Raw genomic sequence first — 16,337 nt, 5'->3', positions numbered from 1 at the left:
AATTAATGAATGTAATACAAATAGTGAACTGCTCCCTGCCTACTTGACAGGGAGCAGTTTACAGTAGTTGAATTACATTCATTAGTTTTTATCCTATTTATAAAATGGGAGCTTATGAATTAGATAAACTTCTCCTTCTATACACACTCATAATGATACCTATAGACATCATATTAACAAGGCATAAAGAACCTCCATAGCTTATAAAAGGAAGTGCAATTCCTATAACAGGAAATATATTTACATTCATTAATATATTTGCTGCAAATTGAACTATAAATATACTAATTAGTCCGCTAATAAGTAATCTGCCATAATTATCTCTTACATATTTTGAAATATGTAGAATTCTACATATGAAGGAAACAATAATAGAAATAATAACCGCAGCTCCTAGCCAACCAAAGGTGTGTACTATATAACTAAACACCAATGTTGATTCCATAACAGGTAGTTGTAATAGTGCTTTATTTGCAGAAAATCCATGCCCGAAAATTCCAGACGTATGTGTTATCTTATACATTTGTACACCTAAGTATCCAGCTCCTTCTGGATCAAAGAAGGGTTTTAAAAAGCCCATAAATCTAGCTATTCTGTATGGTTCTGATACAAAAAAAAATAGCAAACAAATAGTATTAAATGCAAAAATGTAAATTGCATATCTTTTTTTCATATTAGATTTAAGTGCTAAAACTATAAATGCAATAAAATAAATTCCACAGTAACCTAATCCTAGAGCAGCCAGCATTAAAAGCATTGGAATAATTAAATACCCTACAGCTTTAATTAAATTCATTTTTTTATTCCAGTCATAGTTATTGAATATACCTGCAAGTGCAATTATAAATACATATAAACTAATTGCTTTAATATCAAATGTGAATCTTCCTACACTAATAAAAAGACTTCCATTTATAGGGTTGCTTATAAAAAATGATAAGATAAATAATAAGCACATGCCTACAAAGATATGTTTCGAATACCTTTGAAGTTTTCTATAGTCAAAGAAATATAATACTACTATACATATGGTACCAATAGCAGCATATAATAAGCTGTGATTAAATAGATAATCACTACTTCTGTATGAACTTTTATATTGCATAAGATACATCAATGCAACGCCTGTATTTACGAGTAATATAGTTAAAATTAATGTAATCCAATCTGGCGTTCCCTTATGTGCTATATTTAGCTGTTTACCTACGGTTATGCCATCCCCCACTCGATTAACAGCTTTATTTACTGATTCTTCTTGTGATATTCCCTTTTCAGAATATTCATCTACGATATCCTCAATGTGTGATGATAACTCCTCTTGTATTTCTTTATGAGCTTCTTTATATTTTACAAAAGAACATACATAATCTATATATTCGCTAATTTTAGAATTATCTCCTACGCCCATAAGATAGCCCCCTGTAATATTTTATCAACTGTAGAACGGAAAGTTGCCCATTCCTCTTCTTTTTCCTTTAAAGATAATCTACCTTCATCCATTATCCTGTAGTATTTTCTAGGGCGGTTTCCAGAACCCTCACTCCAATATGATTCTACCAATCCTTTTGTCTCTAAGGTATGAAGAATTGGATAAAGAGTCCCCTCCTTTAATGTAAATACACCCTTTGATTTTTCTTCCATTTCTTTTATCATCTCATAGCCATACATTGGTTTTTTATTAATTAATTTTAGAATAAGAATTACCGTACTTCCTTTTAAAAGTTCCTTGTTTATTGACATTTTTCTGCCTCCTTTATATCGAGCTAATGGCATAATTTATACCTAGCAAATCTATACATAGTTACTCTAGGCATAATAATAACATTAATTTACAAAATGTCAATATGTATTGAAATTTTTATTTACTGTTTTTTACTTTAGTTTTATTCGTACTTGACAATATAAGTATATAGTATTATATTTATAGTGAACTACAACAAATAGTACACGCAGTACGCACAGTGAAGAGTTAATTATCCGAGAGAAGGTGAAACCTTGATAAATATCGATAGCAGAAGTGGTAAACCTATTTATGAACAGATTATTGAGAGAATAAAGGAAAATATAATAAAAGGAATATTAAAGCCAGGAGATAAGCTACCTTCTGTACGCGAACTTGCATCGCTTATAACAATTAACCCTAATACTATAAGCAAAGCGTATAATGGGCTGGAAAGAATGAAGGCAATTGAAGTTTTAAGAGGAAAAGGAACCTTTGTAGTAGAAAATTTTAAACCCATCATGAGTGAAGAAAAGATGAGAGAAATAAAAGAAAATATGAAGAAAATAATTATAGAAGCACATTATATAGGTGTTGATAAGGATACGTTAATAGATATACTAAATGAAATTTATAGCCAGTTTTAACACATTTCAGAAGGAAAGTCTCCCACTTCTATAGGTGGAAGTTACATAATATAACAAAGAGAAAACTTCGAAGAAGATAAATCTCCTTCTGAAGTCGTTAATTTATCTTCTTCGAAGATGAGCAGCTCCGCAGGAGATGATTTAACGACATGTCAGAAAAAAATATATTAATAGATGGTGGAGATGTTTCTAATTTTAATTTAAGGAGTGTTTTAAATTGAAAAAAATACCACATTTAATCTTACTGGGTTGCATAATTATCACAATCTCAATATCTGTTTGCGGTGAAAAAGGCACAAAAAACAATCTAATTATAGGAAATAAAAGTTCAGAAATTATTAGTGATATAGTAATTCATAGAGTTGATAAAACTAATATAATAGGTAGTCATCTTAAGACTAACCAGCATTGTTATTTCGATATGGGTGTACAAGAAAATTGTACTTATAAAGTGGAATTTGAAGATAAAAACAACAAGAGTACTTGTAGCAAAGAATTTACGTCTAATTTTAATAAAGATGACATAGTAAATATAAATATTTCAAAAGACAATAATGGAGATTGGTCTATTATTACAAAAAATTAAAAAGATTAAACATTGAGAACAGAATTGTTCTCTTTTATTTTTGCTTTTGTTTAATTCATAATAAATATGGTAAAATATAAAATATGGATTATATGGAGGTGATACTATGAAATATGCAGAAGTCTACAACAAAATAAATGAAAATAATTTTATCCACCGATGCATCCTAGTTAAAGGGAAATCTGCTAGTGGTAAAACAACTATGGCAGTTTCTAAATATAAGAATATGATAGAAAATGAAAATATAAAAAGTTCAAATATATTATGCTTATTTATGAATAAATATCAAAATATAACATGGACAAGAAAGATGGATTTTAATATGACCAGTGAGACTCGAAAAAACTCTTATTATGGATTTATTAGAAAAGAGCTATCACTTTATTGGCCATATGTAGTAGAAAATTGCAAGGAATTAAAAATTAGTTTGTTGAAACCTGAATTCGCATCTTTTGATGCTACAAATTATGCTATGAAAGCACTAGTGGAGCATTTTAGAACATCTAAAGGGTACTTTATAGATATTACATCAACTTCTTCTAAAATAGCCTCAGATCTGATTTCTAACATAAATAATGCTGCACTATCATTAGTGCCTTTTAATGAAATAGGAACTAGGCTATATAATTCACTAGAGGTAAAGGACTTTTGTGCAAAAGAAACATATAATCAATTGGATGAAGTAATTCAATATTATATCTCAAAATTATTGGGAAGTGGTGTTGTAGATTATGGATTGTGTTTTTATCTGTATAATAAGTATTTACTTAAAGATGCAAGATACTTTAATATGAATAATATAAAATATCTTATAGTAGACGATATAGATCAGGCTTCACCAGCAGAGATGCAGCTGATATTTAAGCTTATTAATAACGTAGACAAGGCATACTTGTTTTACAACCCAAATGGTGGATTTTGTAGTTATTATGGGGCTAATTACGATTATCTAAAGGAAAAATTAAATATTGAATATGATGAAGTTACTTTAGATGAGCATTTTTGCTGTAATGATGAATTTATTGATTTTTCGAGGGCAATAAAAAACAGGGCACATAATAATTACGAAGAGGAGAAAATAAGTGACAACCTACCAGTTTATATAGATTTGACTTCACAGCTTCGATGCGAAATGGTTGAAAAAATATCATTTAAAATTGAAGAACTAGTAAATCAGGGAGTTAAACCTAAGGATATAGCTGTAATATGTCCATTTAATGATTTTGTTATTTCTCATGAACTACAGAAAAAAACAAAAGAATTAGGTATATCAGTCATGGAAACTTCTAAAAAATATAGATTTATTGACAATGAATATTTACATCCATTAATTATATTAGCAGTATTATGCAATTCTTATACAAGCATAAGATTAACAAGTGAAGATTATAAAAACTTTTTTTCTTTTATGTTACAGCTAGATATAATTAGGAGCTCGCTATTTTCTCATTTAGTAAATGCGAGTGGAGAGATGCGAGATATTAGTAAAGCGGTCCAAGATAGAGTAGGCAGTGAGGTCGCAAGTAATTATAATGAATTAAAAAAATGGATAGGTGATTATAAAGAAAGTAACTTGGAACGCAATATACCACTAGGAGAATTTTTTAGAAAAGCATTCTTAGAAGTGTTTATAATTATACCAAAAGTTAAACAACATGTAGGGGACTATATAAGTATATATGAAAACTGTGAAAGCTTCGTAAATACTTTAGATAAATTACAATTTAAAGGGAAGTCATCTGAGGAGAGATTTATAGAATTTATAAGGCGTGATGGAAAAGATTTTTATTCGTTGAATGATATACAAGAAATGCTATTACTAGAGAATAGTATAGTTTTCACATCACCATATACATATTTAACTTCAAATTTAAGTAGCGTGGTTCAGATATGGGCAGATATTAACAGTAATATGTGGTGCTCAAGAAATGTAAAGGAATTATCAAATTATTATGTGTTAAGAAGTAATTGGGATATTAATGATATCTATACGCAGGAAACAGAAAACAATAATATATATAGAATTTTAATGTCCGTTGTTGATGGCCTTTTAAGAAAATGTAGGGGTGAATTATACATATATGGCAGTGAGTATTGTCTAAATGGATATGAACAACAAAGTATATTTGCGGATATCCTTGTAGAAATCTTAAGCGGAAGAGGTGAAAATTATGATAGGGGATATGAGTAATGAAGAGGTAAAAATAAGTTATAGGGATGATCAATTGCCTATAATGGAATATAGAGGAGGAACCATGGCAGTTCCAGCGGTTCCAGGAGCAGGGAAAACTTTCATAATATGCAATCTAGTATGTGAACTTATAAAAGATAAAATTCATAAACCTGGGAAAATACTTATAGTTACTTTTATGAATAGTGCAGTGAATAACTTTAAACATAGAATTTCAATGGTTTTACAAAATAAGGGGATAACAGCAAGTAATGATTATGAAGTTATGACTATTCATAGTTTAGCGCTAAAGATTTTAAAAGATAGACCAGATGTAGTGGGAGTTAATGAAGAATTTAAAATATTAGATGATGTAAATAAAAGCTTATATTTAAATAAGTGCATTATGCATTGGAGAAGAAACGGTGGAGAAAATATATTTAAGGCTATGATATTAGATAAATCCCTAAATAAATACGCAGGAAAACAAAATGATTGGTGGAATGATTTTTTCATGACGGTGGATACAATTATTGGGGAATTAAAGATAAATGATATTTCTCCAGAAAAGTTAAAAGATGAAGTAAAAAATTTAAACCAAGACAGTATTTTAAAGCATATAGCTGAAATTTATGATTCATACACTAAAACTCTAAAAAAAGAGGGATATATAGATTATAACGATTTGTTAATTTTTGCATATAAGCTTTTAAAAACTGATAATGTGCTTCGTGAAAAATTAAATGTGAAATATACCTTTGTATTTGAAGATGAGTGCCAAGACTCTAATTTAATTCAGGGAAAAATATTGGGTTTGATTTCTGAAAAAAATGGAAACTTAGTTAGGGTAGGGGATGTTAATCAAAGTATAACAGGTACATTTACATCTTCAGATCCAAAATTTTTTAGAGAGTTTTGTGATAATGCAAATAAAAAGTTTGACATGTATATGGCGGGCCGTAGTACAAAACATATTATTGATTTAGCAAACGAATTAGTTCAGCATACCAATAATCATCATGGAGAAGAAAAATGTAGGTGTGCATTAGTAAAGCAAGAAATTAAAACAGTACCAGAATTTTTCAAAATAAAAAAGCATGATGTTGACAATTACGGAATAAGCACTATAATTTGTAGTTCAAATCAGGATGAAATTAATAAAGCTACTATGCTAACAATGAAATTCAAAGAAAAATATCCTAATAAAACCTGTGCAATATTAGTTCCGTATAATAATCAAGTTAAAGAAATAGCGGATAAACTCAGAGTGTTAAATATAGAGTGTGATGAATTGTCAAATAAATCAGATAAAAGATGTAAGGCTGCATTTACATTAGGATATATATTGCAGTTTATTTCAGAGCCACATGATAGTTTTAAATTCAAAGATTTAGTGAAGAATGTCTTTATAGAAGATAACAACGAAGAAAGTGAAAGGTTGTTTGATTTCATACAAGATTATAAAGTAGAAAAGCTAATGTACCCAGGTGGTGGAGTCATAGATCAGAAAGATATTCCTCGCGAAATATTAGATTCAAAGGTGTATCAAGAATTTATAAAGTGCATGCAGCAGATTAAAATAATATTTCAATATCCACAAACACATTTAGATAGACTGATTTTGCATATTAGCGATGTTTTAAATTTTAGTCTTGAGGATAGAGCGATGGCAGATGCAGTTGCAGCGTATATTAGACTTCTATCAAAAGATGATAGTGAATTTTGCTCAAAGTATATAGTGGATCAGTTGCTAGATGAAAAAAACGGTATATTAAATCATATTTCAGGTATAATTTATGACCTAGAAGGATATGAACCTTCCTCAGATAGAATAACAGTTTCTACTTGTCATAAGGCTAAAGGACTGGAATGGGATTGTGTATTTATATTAAGTATAACAGCTTACCAATACCCATATATGACAACAGATAAATTTAGGGAGTACTATTACTTGAAACAACAATTTAAAAATCCCACAGTTCTTTGTAAAGCTGAAATTGCAAAAATTCTTGGTAATAATATTTGCGAAGATCCAATTGGGGAAGCCAAAATACAGATCATAAATGAAAAAATAAGGCTCTTATATGTAGGAATAACAAGAGCTAAAGAATATTTGATTTTAATGGCAGCTAAGTGTAATGAAGGTAAATGGAATGAAAGTAAACCTTCAGAGTACTTTTATGTGCTTCAAAACTACATAAACAGCCAAAGGGGTGATGGTAAATGTTAGATATTAGAAAATTAAATCACGTTTACTATAGTCAAAATTTATTAAACACTTTTGATAAATGCCCTTTAAAATTCAAAATCAAGTATTTAGATAATGTTAGGTGGAAAAAGGATTCAATAGATAATGAGGATTATTATGAAAATATGAACATGGGACTCGATTTTCATCTTATCTGTGAAAGATATTTTTCAAATATCCCTGTTGGTATAGATAATAGTAATACGGATTTAATAAATTGGTTCAATTCCTTAAAAGAAAAATTTGCTGTTTTAGATGAAAATACATATTTTACTGAATATGAAATAAAAATGAGAAAAGAAAACATAAGAATTCAGGCAAAGTATGATTTGATAATTATTAAACCGAATAACAAAATAGAAATATGGGACTGGAAGACCGAAAATAGAAAACTTGACTATAAAGAAGTATGTAAAAGAATGCAAACTATTGTTTATATGTACATATTAGGAGAGAGTTCTTTGAAAATATTTGATAAAGATATACCCCTAGAAAATATAAGTATGAATTTTTGGCAACCTCAGTTTAAAGATGATATAATTACTATTAATTATTCAGAGAGTAATCATAGAATTCAAGAAGAAAAAATTATGGAGATAACGTGTTCATTAGATAATTATAATTTTAGTTTGGATTTTAATAGTGAACTATATGGCACGCAGTGCAAATATTGTGAATTCGGTGGATGCAACCAGGTTTGCGATGAGGTAGGGAGAAAACAATGAAGAATTTAAGGGATTTTAACAAAAAAAGAATAGATATTGATGAGTTGCAACAATATCTTAATATAGAAGATTATATGGAACTAGCAAAGGTAGTAAGGAATTTAATTAATGAAGAAGTAATATTACCAATAAAAAGTAGCAATCTAAATGGTAAGAAACCAGGGTTATATAATAGGTATACAATTATAGACGCGAAACAAGAAAATTCTAAGTATACACAAGAATTATCATATGGTATTAATGTCCGGTTAGACAAAACTTATTATATGAAAAACATTGGTAAATATAAAGAAGACAGGAACTTCATTCTTTCTTTAAGTAGGTTTCTTGATGAGCGAATAGATTTATTGAATACAGAAGTAGCAGCTAATGAAAGAAGCTTTCAAATTTGGGAAAGAGAGAAGTTCCTTAATAGAGAAGGCGGAAAAAGGATACTCAGAAATCTTAACTTATCTGAAAAATTTTTAAATATTTACGACACTACGCAGCCTCTTTCTTATTATTCTTATAGCAAAAACTCACCACAAAAGATTTTAATAATTGAAAACAAAGATACATTTTACAGTATGAGAAAACATCTTATAAAAGGGAATAACACAATATTTAGTGAAGAAATCTTCACATTAATATATGGTGGAGGGAAAAATATATATAAAACATTTAAAGATTTTGAGCTTTGCGCTGAGCCCTATCTTTTGCATAAGGATAATGAAATTTTATATCTTGGAGATTTGGATTATGAGGGAATAATAATTTATGAGGGGTTATATGAAATATTCAAAGGAAATTTTAATATAAAATCTTTTGTTAAAGGATATGAATTTATGTTAGATAAATTTATTAAGGAAAATATAAGTTTGCCAGATACAAAAGAAGGTCAAAATAGAAATATAGGAGAAATATTTTTAAGAGAATTTACGCAGGAGTATAGAGATGTTATAATGAATATACTTAGCTCAAATAAATATATACCTCAAGAAATATTGAATATTGGGGATTTTTAGAAGCGTGAATAGGAGGAATTAAAAAAATGCGGGTAGATTTTCTTAAAGATTTTGATATAAGAATGAAGAAGGTTGGAGCCTACGTTCTCCTTTGTAAAAATAGTATGTTTAAGAATACATGGAAGAATTATGGATTTGAGGAAACTCATGAGTACATAAATTTAATTTTTGCAGTAATGATTTACATCATGGAGGAGTCATTGAAGGATGAATACTGTACTAAGGATAGTATAGGGAGTTTTATTGATGATATTAATATGAAGTACTTTAAAAAACCACTAAGCTATGAAGAGTGCACGGATTTGGGTGAATTTATAGTAACTATAGTGCTGTGTGATGAAGGAAAGGCCATGTATTTTAAAGGATTTGACTTTGGAAAAGGGGGATACACGGACATATACATAAGTTTCGTTGGGAATAAGATAGTTTATGTTGACGATGTGGTAAAGAGGACTTCTTATTATTTAACGGATGATGGTTATTCGCTTCTTTTATCTACTTTAGAAATTGAAAGCTATATGAAGCTCACCATACATGAAATGATATTTAAGATTCATCTTGAAAAAGCTAGTTATGATAAGGCTGTAGATGATATTAAAAATATATTTAATCTTCTTAGAATACAACTTCAGAAGATGCATGATGCAACGCGGAGAATTAGGCAAAATGCTCTTAACTATTCTGTGGAAGAATATAGACAATTATTAGAAGGTAATATGGATTCCTTAAATGCAACAAGAAAGAAATTTAATGAATATAGAAATATGGTTAACCTTAAAATACAAGAGATTAGCGAGTGGGACATAAACGTTAAAAAGCTTAGTGATAAGGAACTTGAAAATCTAAAATTCTTAGGAATAATTGAGCAGTATCTTGGTCGCGCAATTGAAGAACAGCAAAAGATATTAAACACTCATTTTGATTTTAAAAGTGTTTACTCAAAAGAACTAGAGGAAATGGCATCTATGTCACTTATAAAGAGATTTAATATAGAAACGGATATATATGACAAGATTATTTGCGACAGTTCAAAGCTAGAGGCTATTGATTCTATTTTAAGACCACTATATAGAGCACCGATTAATAAATTTTATAACATTAATAAGTGTTTACAGTACCAGAAAACTATAAAGGTAAAAGAAATTGAAGAAGATGAAGTGGTATCTTTTGAGGAAGGTAATTGGCTTAAGGGAAAAAGAGAAAAAGCAAAACTAAAACTTGCGAAATACAAAAGCTCCTTAAAATTTATTTTAGAATTTACCTCTGAAAAAGGCGAAGTATCCCTTAAAGAAATATCAGATAAGATTAAAAAGGACCCTAGCAGTAAAGAAGTTTTAATACCAACCGTTGAGATATTTAGGGAAATAATAATTGAACTTTTAAAATATAAGCATATTGATATAGCAGAGCTAAAACAAGAAAAGGAAGAAACAATATCAGAAAAAGAAAAGTTCGAATTTGAGTTAAATGAAACTATTTTAGACTTAATGTGCGAGAATATTGAGCTTAGAGATATTAAAAACATTTATATTTCCAAAATAATTAATAGTGAAGAAAAAATCAAATTTTATGGACTTCCAAGTGATAAAGGTATAGTTAAAACTGTTAAATGCTCAGATGTGTGTTTTGAGATAGAAAGGTAGTGAGGTAAGGTTATGTACAATATAGAGGATATAAATACTAGTAACAAAATATTTTACTATTTAATTCAAATGGGAGAACTTTCAGAAGAAAAGGAAAAAGATCTATTTAGAATGTATTCTGAAAGTGAGCAGATAATGAATTTAGTGAAAAGACAAGGAGAAAATTGTGACTGCAGGGTGGAAAAGTACAGTGGAGTTATATATCTTATACCGAGTGAGGAAAATGATTTTTTAGGATACTCTAAGGGTGTACTTAAAAAAGAACTGTGTAAGTCTAATTGCAATGACAAGGACTACTACCTATCACAGTTTGTAATACTTACTATGCTAGTTGAGTTCTATGGTTCTAAGAGTAGAACAAGTAAATGTAGAGATTTTTTAAAGGGTGGAGAGTTATTAAATATAATAAGTAATAGATTAAAAGAGAGTACCGAAAAAGAAAATTTTGAAGAGTTTCAAAGCAAAACGGGTATTGCCTATACTAATATTTCAGAACGTTTTGAAGCACTTAAAAGTTCCGATAAGCAAACTACTTCTAAAACTACTAAGGAAGGGTTTATATACACCATACTTAATTTTTTAGAAAATCAAGGACTTATAAATTATGTGCAGGCGGATGACATGATAATTACAACTGCAAAGCTTGATAACTTTATGGATTGGAACATATTAAATAAAAATAACTATGAAAGAGTAGTTAAAGCTTTTGGGGGTGAAATTAATGAGTAAAATAAATGCCCTTAGGATTGTAAACTTTAGTTATAATAATAACTCAATGAAGATAGATGATGAAATATTTGAACTAGGTGGAGAGAGTACCCTTTTGAGTCTTAGAAATGGCGGGGGGAAGTCTGTAATGGTTCAGCTAATGATGGCTCCTTTTGTGAATAAGAGGTATAGGGATTTAAAAGATAGAACATTTAAAAGCTATTTTACTAAAACATCACCAAGCTATATTTTAACAGAGTGGATGCTCGATGGCGGTGTGGGGTATGTGCTTATTGGTATGATGATTAGAAAAAGATTGGTTTCGTCTGATGATGATTCAGGTGAGGATTTAGATATAATAACTTTTATACATGAGTATAGGGGTAATAGTAAATATGATATTTATAATTTTCCAGCAGTTGAAATTGAAAAGAATATTAAGAAAATCAAGAGTTTTACTTCGACTAAAAGGTTACTTGAGGAGCTCAAAAAAGATAAGAATATAAACTTTAATTACTTTGATATGACTGCACATGCGCAGAGTAAAAATTATTTTGATAATTTAAGGCAGTATAAGATAAATAATAAAGAATGGGAAAGCATAATAAAAAAGATTAATATGAAAGAATCAGGGTTATCAGAACTTTTTCAAGAAGCAAAAAATGTATCAGGGCTTGTGGAGAAGTGGTTTATTAAAGCTGTAGAAGATAAGATTAATAAAGATGAGGATAAAATAAAGAATTTCAGTGAAATAGTTAAAAAGTACATATATCAGTATAGATATAATCAGTCTAAAATAGAAAAAAAAGAAGCTATAGAAGAGTTTAATTTATGTGCAAGGGAAATATTAGTTGCGGCAGAAGATTTTATGGACAATAGATCTCATAGTAAAAGTTTAGAAAATAAAATAGCTAATCTTATAAAATATTTAGAAGATAGTTTAAGCGTTGCAGAGCATAAAAAAGACGGACTAGAGTTTAAAATATCACAAATAGAATCATATATTGTGGAAATCAAATATGAAAAGATATCGTCAGAGGTTTATGAACTTTGCGGTAAGGCTAAGGAAATAAATGTAGATAAAGGAATAGCTGCAGAAGAAGGTTCAAATATTAATGAAAAAACAAATTTTCTTCAAAAGGAGCAGAGGATACTCGAGTGCTCAAAGATATATGGGGAGTATGTTAAAGCCTCAAGAGATGTTCAAAAATATGAAAATCAAATAGAAGTTTCAAAGGAAAAGAGTAAGGATTTACAACCAGAAAGAGACAATACGGGATTCACTTTAAAGAAATATTATGAAGGTAAAGAAAAGGCGACTTCAAAATTTTTACAAGAAAACGAGAAAAATATAAAGAATACAAAAATAAATATAGATGAATCAAAAAACCGAATAGATGAAATTAATAAGGAGCTTCAACAAAAGAGCATAGTGAAGGGAGGGCTTCAAAGTAATATAAATTCATTTTCTATCGAGGAAGAAAATTTCAACAACAGATATAAAAGAGCTTTTAAAAGAAACTTAATGGGATATTGTAATGATGATTTTATAAATAAGGAAACGCTATTATATAGTGAAAGTTTAAATAAAAAAGAAAAGGATATTGCTGAGAGTAAAAGGTTACATGAGGAGAAATCTATTGAGGTTAAGATTAAAGAAAGAGAAAAAGATGATATTTCAAAAAAAATAAGTAATATTATTAATGAAATATCCAATATGAAAATCGAGGAAAATAAGTTACTTAAAGAAATAGAAAATAGAAAGAAAATTATAAGATACATAGATGTAGATGAGATGAAGCTTTTTGATAAAGAATATATAATAAATGAGTTTAACAATAAAATTAGAGTTTTAAAAGAAGAAGAAAGTAAATTCATTATTGCATTAAACAAACGAAAGCAAGAGGAGAAAAAACTTCAAACTGGGAGAACTCTAGAAATTCCAAGGGACATGGAAGAAAAGCTTCGCCAAAGAGATATAAACATTATATATGGTATGGATTGGCTTAAGAAAAACAATTATAGTGAAGCAGAAAATATAAAATTCATAGAGGATAATCCATTTCTTCCATTTTCTTTAATTATGGAAAACGAGGATTTAATAAAGCTTCATAAGGAAGATCTTGGAGTGTTTACGTCAAATCCTATTCCTATAGTAAAAAGGGAGAGTTTAACTAATAAGTCTAGTGAAAAAGTTAATAGCTTATGCAATTTAAATGATATCACTTTTTATTTATCTTTTAATAATAATCTTATAAATGAGCAAGAACTAAAAAAAATATTAAGTGAAAAACAAGGTGAAATAACTTCATTAGAGGGAATATTAGATCGAAAAACAAGTGATATTGAGTTTTATGAAACAAATAGAAGTGCGGTTCAGTTTTCTGTTTTGGATAAAGAAATTTATGAAAACTTAGAAAAGAACTTAGGTTTAAAAAGCCAAGAATTAATTTCAAAGGAAAACACTTTTAATAAGCTTCGCGATACTATAACTGATACAAATAAAATTTTACAAAAAACAAACAAAATAACAAATATAGAAGAAAGTGAATTACCCAAGCTGAAAAGGGAAATAGAAGATTTTAATTTATTGGTAAAAAGCTATGAAAAATATGCTTTTGATAAGAAAAAATTGGATGAGATTTCTGAAAATATAGCACGACTTAACAATGATAAACAAATTAAAGAAAAAAATAAAATCGACTTAGAAGGTTCACTGTCAAATCTTCAAGATGGATTTAGAGATTTATTAGGAAAACTTAAAAAAATTCATGAAAATTTCAATAAGTACAATCAATATAATCAAGGTGAAATTTTGCAAAAGGATATAGAAGACTTAGAAGCTAGATATGATAGCTTAACCAGGGAAATATCCACGGATATTCAGCTTTTAGAAGAAAGTCTCCGAGATGCAAATGAAAGATTTAAAGTAAAAGAAGAAGATCTAATAGCTAAAGGTAAAGAATATTCTATAAATGAAATTGAATATAGAGAAGTGACTTATGATAGATTTAAAGAAGAAGAAATAAAAGGAGAATTAAAGAATCTTAAGGGTGATTTAGATAAAATTAATTATAACATACAGACATTAGAAAAAGCTTTTGTTAAAATTGATACTAACATAGAAAATCTTTATAAAAGAATTAAAGATGAATTTAACAAAGAAAATCCAAAGGCAAGAGAAGAAATATTGGATAGAGATTTTAATAAAAGAACCTTTGAAAAAGGTCATGAATTAGAAGAGGTTAAAAAGGAGAAAATATTATCAGTAAAAACTGTAGAAAAGCTTGAAAGCAATTTATCTACTTTAGAAGAGTTTAAGGATTTTGTTATAACAGAGGAGCTTGCAGTTGATATTGCAATTCAAGGACTTAACAAATATAGAGGAGAGCTTCAAAGGGACTATAGATATTCATTAGAAGAAGAAGCAAAGAAAAGTCTTACCCTCAGTAATGAAATAAACAGGGTATCACGAAAACCAGTATTTTTAAATGATGATTTCTTTAAAAAGTCATTAGAAACTTTTGAAAAAAGTATAGATAAGCCAGATATAGTAATAGAAAATTTAAATATAACACTAGATGCGCATAAGGCATTAATGGCAAAACTCCAAGCAGATATTGATTTAATAACTAGAGAAAAAGATAATGTAGCCCAAAGTATTTACGAATATGTGCTAGAAGTACATACTAATTTAGGGAAAATTGATAATAACTCTTCAATAAAAATAAGAGATAAATATGTGAAAATGCTCAGTATAAAGCTTCCAGAGTGGGATACAAGCTGCGAGCTTTATAGATTAAGAGTTAATGACTTTTTAGAAGGTCTTACTATAAAAGCAATAGAACGACTTCAAAACAATGAAAATATAGAAGACTTAATATCAAAGAGCATTAACACCCGTGAACTTTACAATGAAGTTGTATCCATAAGCAATATAGAAGTTAAACTGTATAAAATAGAAGAGGATAGACAAATTCAATTAGGGTGGAATGAAATTGCACTAAACTCAGGGGGAGAAGGATTCCTTTCAGCATTTGTAATATTATCAAGCCTGCTATCTTACATGAGAAGAGATGAAACAGATATATTTTCAAGAAACGAAGACGGAAAAGTTATCATAATGGATAACCCTTTTGCACAAACTAATGCAGAACATTTATTAAAACCTCTTATGGATATAGCTAAAAAGAGTAATACACAACTTATTTGTTTGTCTGGATTAGGAGGAGAATCTGTATTAAATAGGTTTGACAATATATATGTGCTGGATTTAGTACCATCAAAGCTTAAAAGTGGGTTAAAGTATTTAAAATCAGAGCATATAAAAGGGGAAGAATACATAGAAACTATAGTTGCGTCAAGGTTTAAATTAGAAGAAGTAGCAATTGATGCAGAAGAAATTGATCAAATGGAACTTTTTTAAAGAAACTGATTTATTCAGTTTCTTTTATCACATGCGTTCTTCTCTCTCTTGTTTTCCAACTTCAAAAATATCAGAGATAAAATTCAAGTATTGAATACCTGTTAAATGCTCATATAAATCTGGATTATCTGGTATATAGGCGATTACTTTTTTACAATCTATTGGGACTAACATGGCGATTCTCCTTTTCACTTATAAGTTTCAAAATGTTTTTATTTGGATCTCATAAAGTAATGATTAAATTACCTCGACTTTGTTCATCCTAAAGATAGTAATTATTATAAAAAGCATGCTACATACAACTGAAAATTCTATGGTGTATAAATAGCTATCTAGTGTAAATGAATTTGCTCCTTCCACCAATTTGTATGGCATAAACTCTCCAACTGTATTTAGCTTTACAAGTGCAGCACTTAAAAAAGTTATCATAACGGTTATAAAACCAGCAGTTACGCCTTTT

General features: G+C 28.8%; 12 protein-coding genes and 1 pseudogene. 9 read left to right on the top strand and 4 right to left on the bottom strand.

What is annotated here, in order from left to right:
• Positions 1-112: 112 nt before the first annotated feature.
• Both ACWJKP_RS12485 and ACWJKP_RS12480 read right to left on the bottom strand, forming a co-directional pair.
• On the bottom strand, positions 113-1,408 hold the full coding sequence (locus ACWJKP_RS12485; RefSeq protein ID WP_165413504.1) for an FtsW/RodA/SpoVE family cell cycle protein: 1,296 nt from the start codon (positions 1,406-1,408) through the stop codon (positions 113-115).
• A complete protein-coding gene (locus tag ACWJKP_RS12480; protein WP_165413505.1) occupies positions 1,399-1,740 on the bottom strand; it encodes a PadR family transcriptional regulator in 342 nt (113 codons plus the stop codon). Before ACWJKP_RS12480 ends, ACWJKP_RS12485 begins: the two co-directional genes overlap by 10 nt.
• 255 nt (positions 1,741-1,995) lie before the next feature.
• Between ACWJKP_RS12480 and ACWJKP_RS12475 the strand changes: the two genes are divergently transcribed.
• From ACWJKP_RS12475 to ACWJKP_RS12435, 9 genes are all read left to right on the top strand, one after another.
• Positions 1,996-2,367, top strand: coding sequence for a GntR family transcriptional regulator (locus ACWJKP_RS12475; protein WP_462961195.1), 372 nt, complete (start codon positions 1,996-1,998; stop codon positions 2,365-2,367).
• 217 nt (positions 2,368-2,584) lie between these two features.
• Complete coding sequence (locus tag ACWJKP_RS12470) at positions 2,585-2,953, top strand: hypothetical protein (RefSeq protein ID WP_165413507.1); 369 nt, start codon at positions 2,585-2,587, stop codon at positions 2,951-2,953.
• Positions 2,954-3,059: 106 nt separating this feature from the next.
• Positions 3,060-5,144 (top strand): UvrD-helicase domain-containing protein, encoded by a 2,085-nt coding sequence (locus ACWJKP_RS12465; protein WP_165413508.1) that lies wholly within the window; start codon positions 3,060-3,062, stop codon positions 5,142-5,144.
• Positions 5,125-7,353, top strand: coding sequence for an ATP-dependent helicase (locus ACWJKP_RS12460; RefSeq protein WP_165413509.1), 2,229 nt, complete (start codon positions 5,125-5,127; stop codon positions 7,351-7,353). The genes ACWJKP_RS12465 and ACWJKP_RS12460 overlap by 20 nt, the downstream gene beginning before the upstream one ends.
• The gene (locus tag ACWJKP_RS12455) at positions 7,347-8,096 is read left to right on the top strand and encodes a PD-(D/E)XK nuclease family protein (protein ID WP_165413510.1); all 750 of its coding nucleotides are present in this window, start codon (positions 7,347-7,349) and stop codon (positions 8,094-8,096) included. Before ACWJKP_RS12460 ends, ACWJKP_RS12455 begins: the two co-directional genes overlap by 7 nt.
• The gene (locus ACWJKP_RS12450; RefSeq protein WP_165413511.1) at positions 8,093-9,100 is read left to right on the top strand and encodes a Wadjet anti-phage system protein JetD domain-containing protein; all 1,008 of its coding nucleotides are present in this window, start codon (positions 8,093-8,095) and stop codon (positions 9,098-9,100) included. Before ACWJKP_RS12455 ends, ACWJKP_RS12450 begins: the two co-directional genes overlap by 4 nt.
• A 26-nt stretch (positions 9,101-9,126) precedes the next feature.
• Positions 9,127-10,743 carry a hypothetical protein gene (locus ACWJKP_RS12445; protein ID WP_165413512.1) on the top strand — a complete coding sequence of 539 codons (1,617 nt, stop codon included), beginning with the start codon at positions 9,127-9,129 and terminating at the stop codon, positions 10,741-10,743.
• Positions 10,744-10,755: 12 nt separating this feature from the next.
• Entirely contained in the window at positions 10,756-11,472 is a 717-nt protein-coding gene (locus tag ACWJKP_RS12440; protein WP_165413513.1) for a DUF6063 family protein, read from the top strand.
• Entirely contained in the window at positions 11,465-15,877 is a 4,413-nt protein-coding gene (locus ACWJKP_RS12435) for a coiled-coil domain-containing protein (protein WP_165413514.1), read from the top strand. The genes ACWJKP_RS12440 and ACWJKP_RS12435 overlap by 8 nt, the downstream gene beginning before the upstream one ends.
• 36 nt (positions 15,878-15,913) lie before the next feature.
• Here the strand turns inward: ACWJKP_RS12435 and ACWJKP_RS12430 are convergent.
• Together ACWJKP_RS12430 and ACWJKP_RS12425 are read right to left on the bottom strand one after the other, a co-directional pair.
• Positions 15,914-16,042: pseudogene (locus tag ACWJKP_RS12430) on the bottom strand (ABC transporter ATP-binding protein); the annotation flags it as partial.
• A 72-nt stretch (positions 16,043-16,114) separates the two neighbouring features.
• Positions 16,115-16,306: a hypothetical protein gene (locus ACWJKP_RS12425; protein WP_224578907.1), complete on the bottom strand. Its 192-nt coding sequence runs from the start codon at positions 16,304-16,306 to the stop codon at positions 16,115-16,117.
• Positions 16,307-16,337: the final 31 nt, after the last annotated feature.

This window comes from Clostridium sp. CM037, assembly GCF_055081095.1.
The sequence above is the reverse complement of the archived record's forward strand: the minus strand, read 5'-3'. Positions and strand labels throughout refer to the sequence as shown.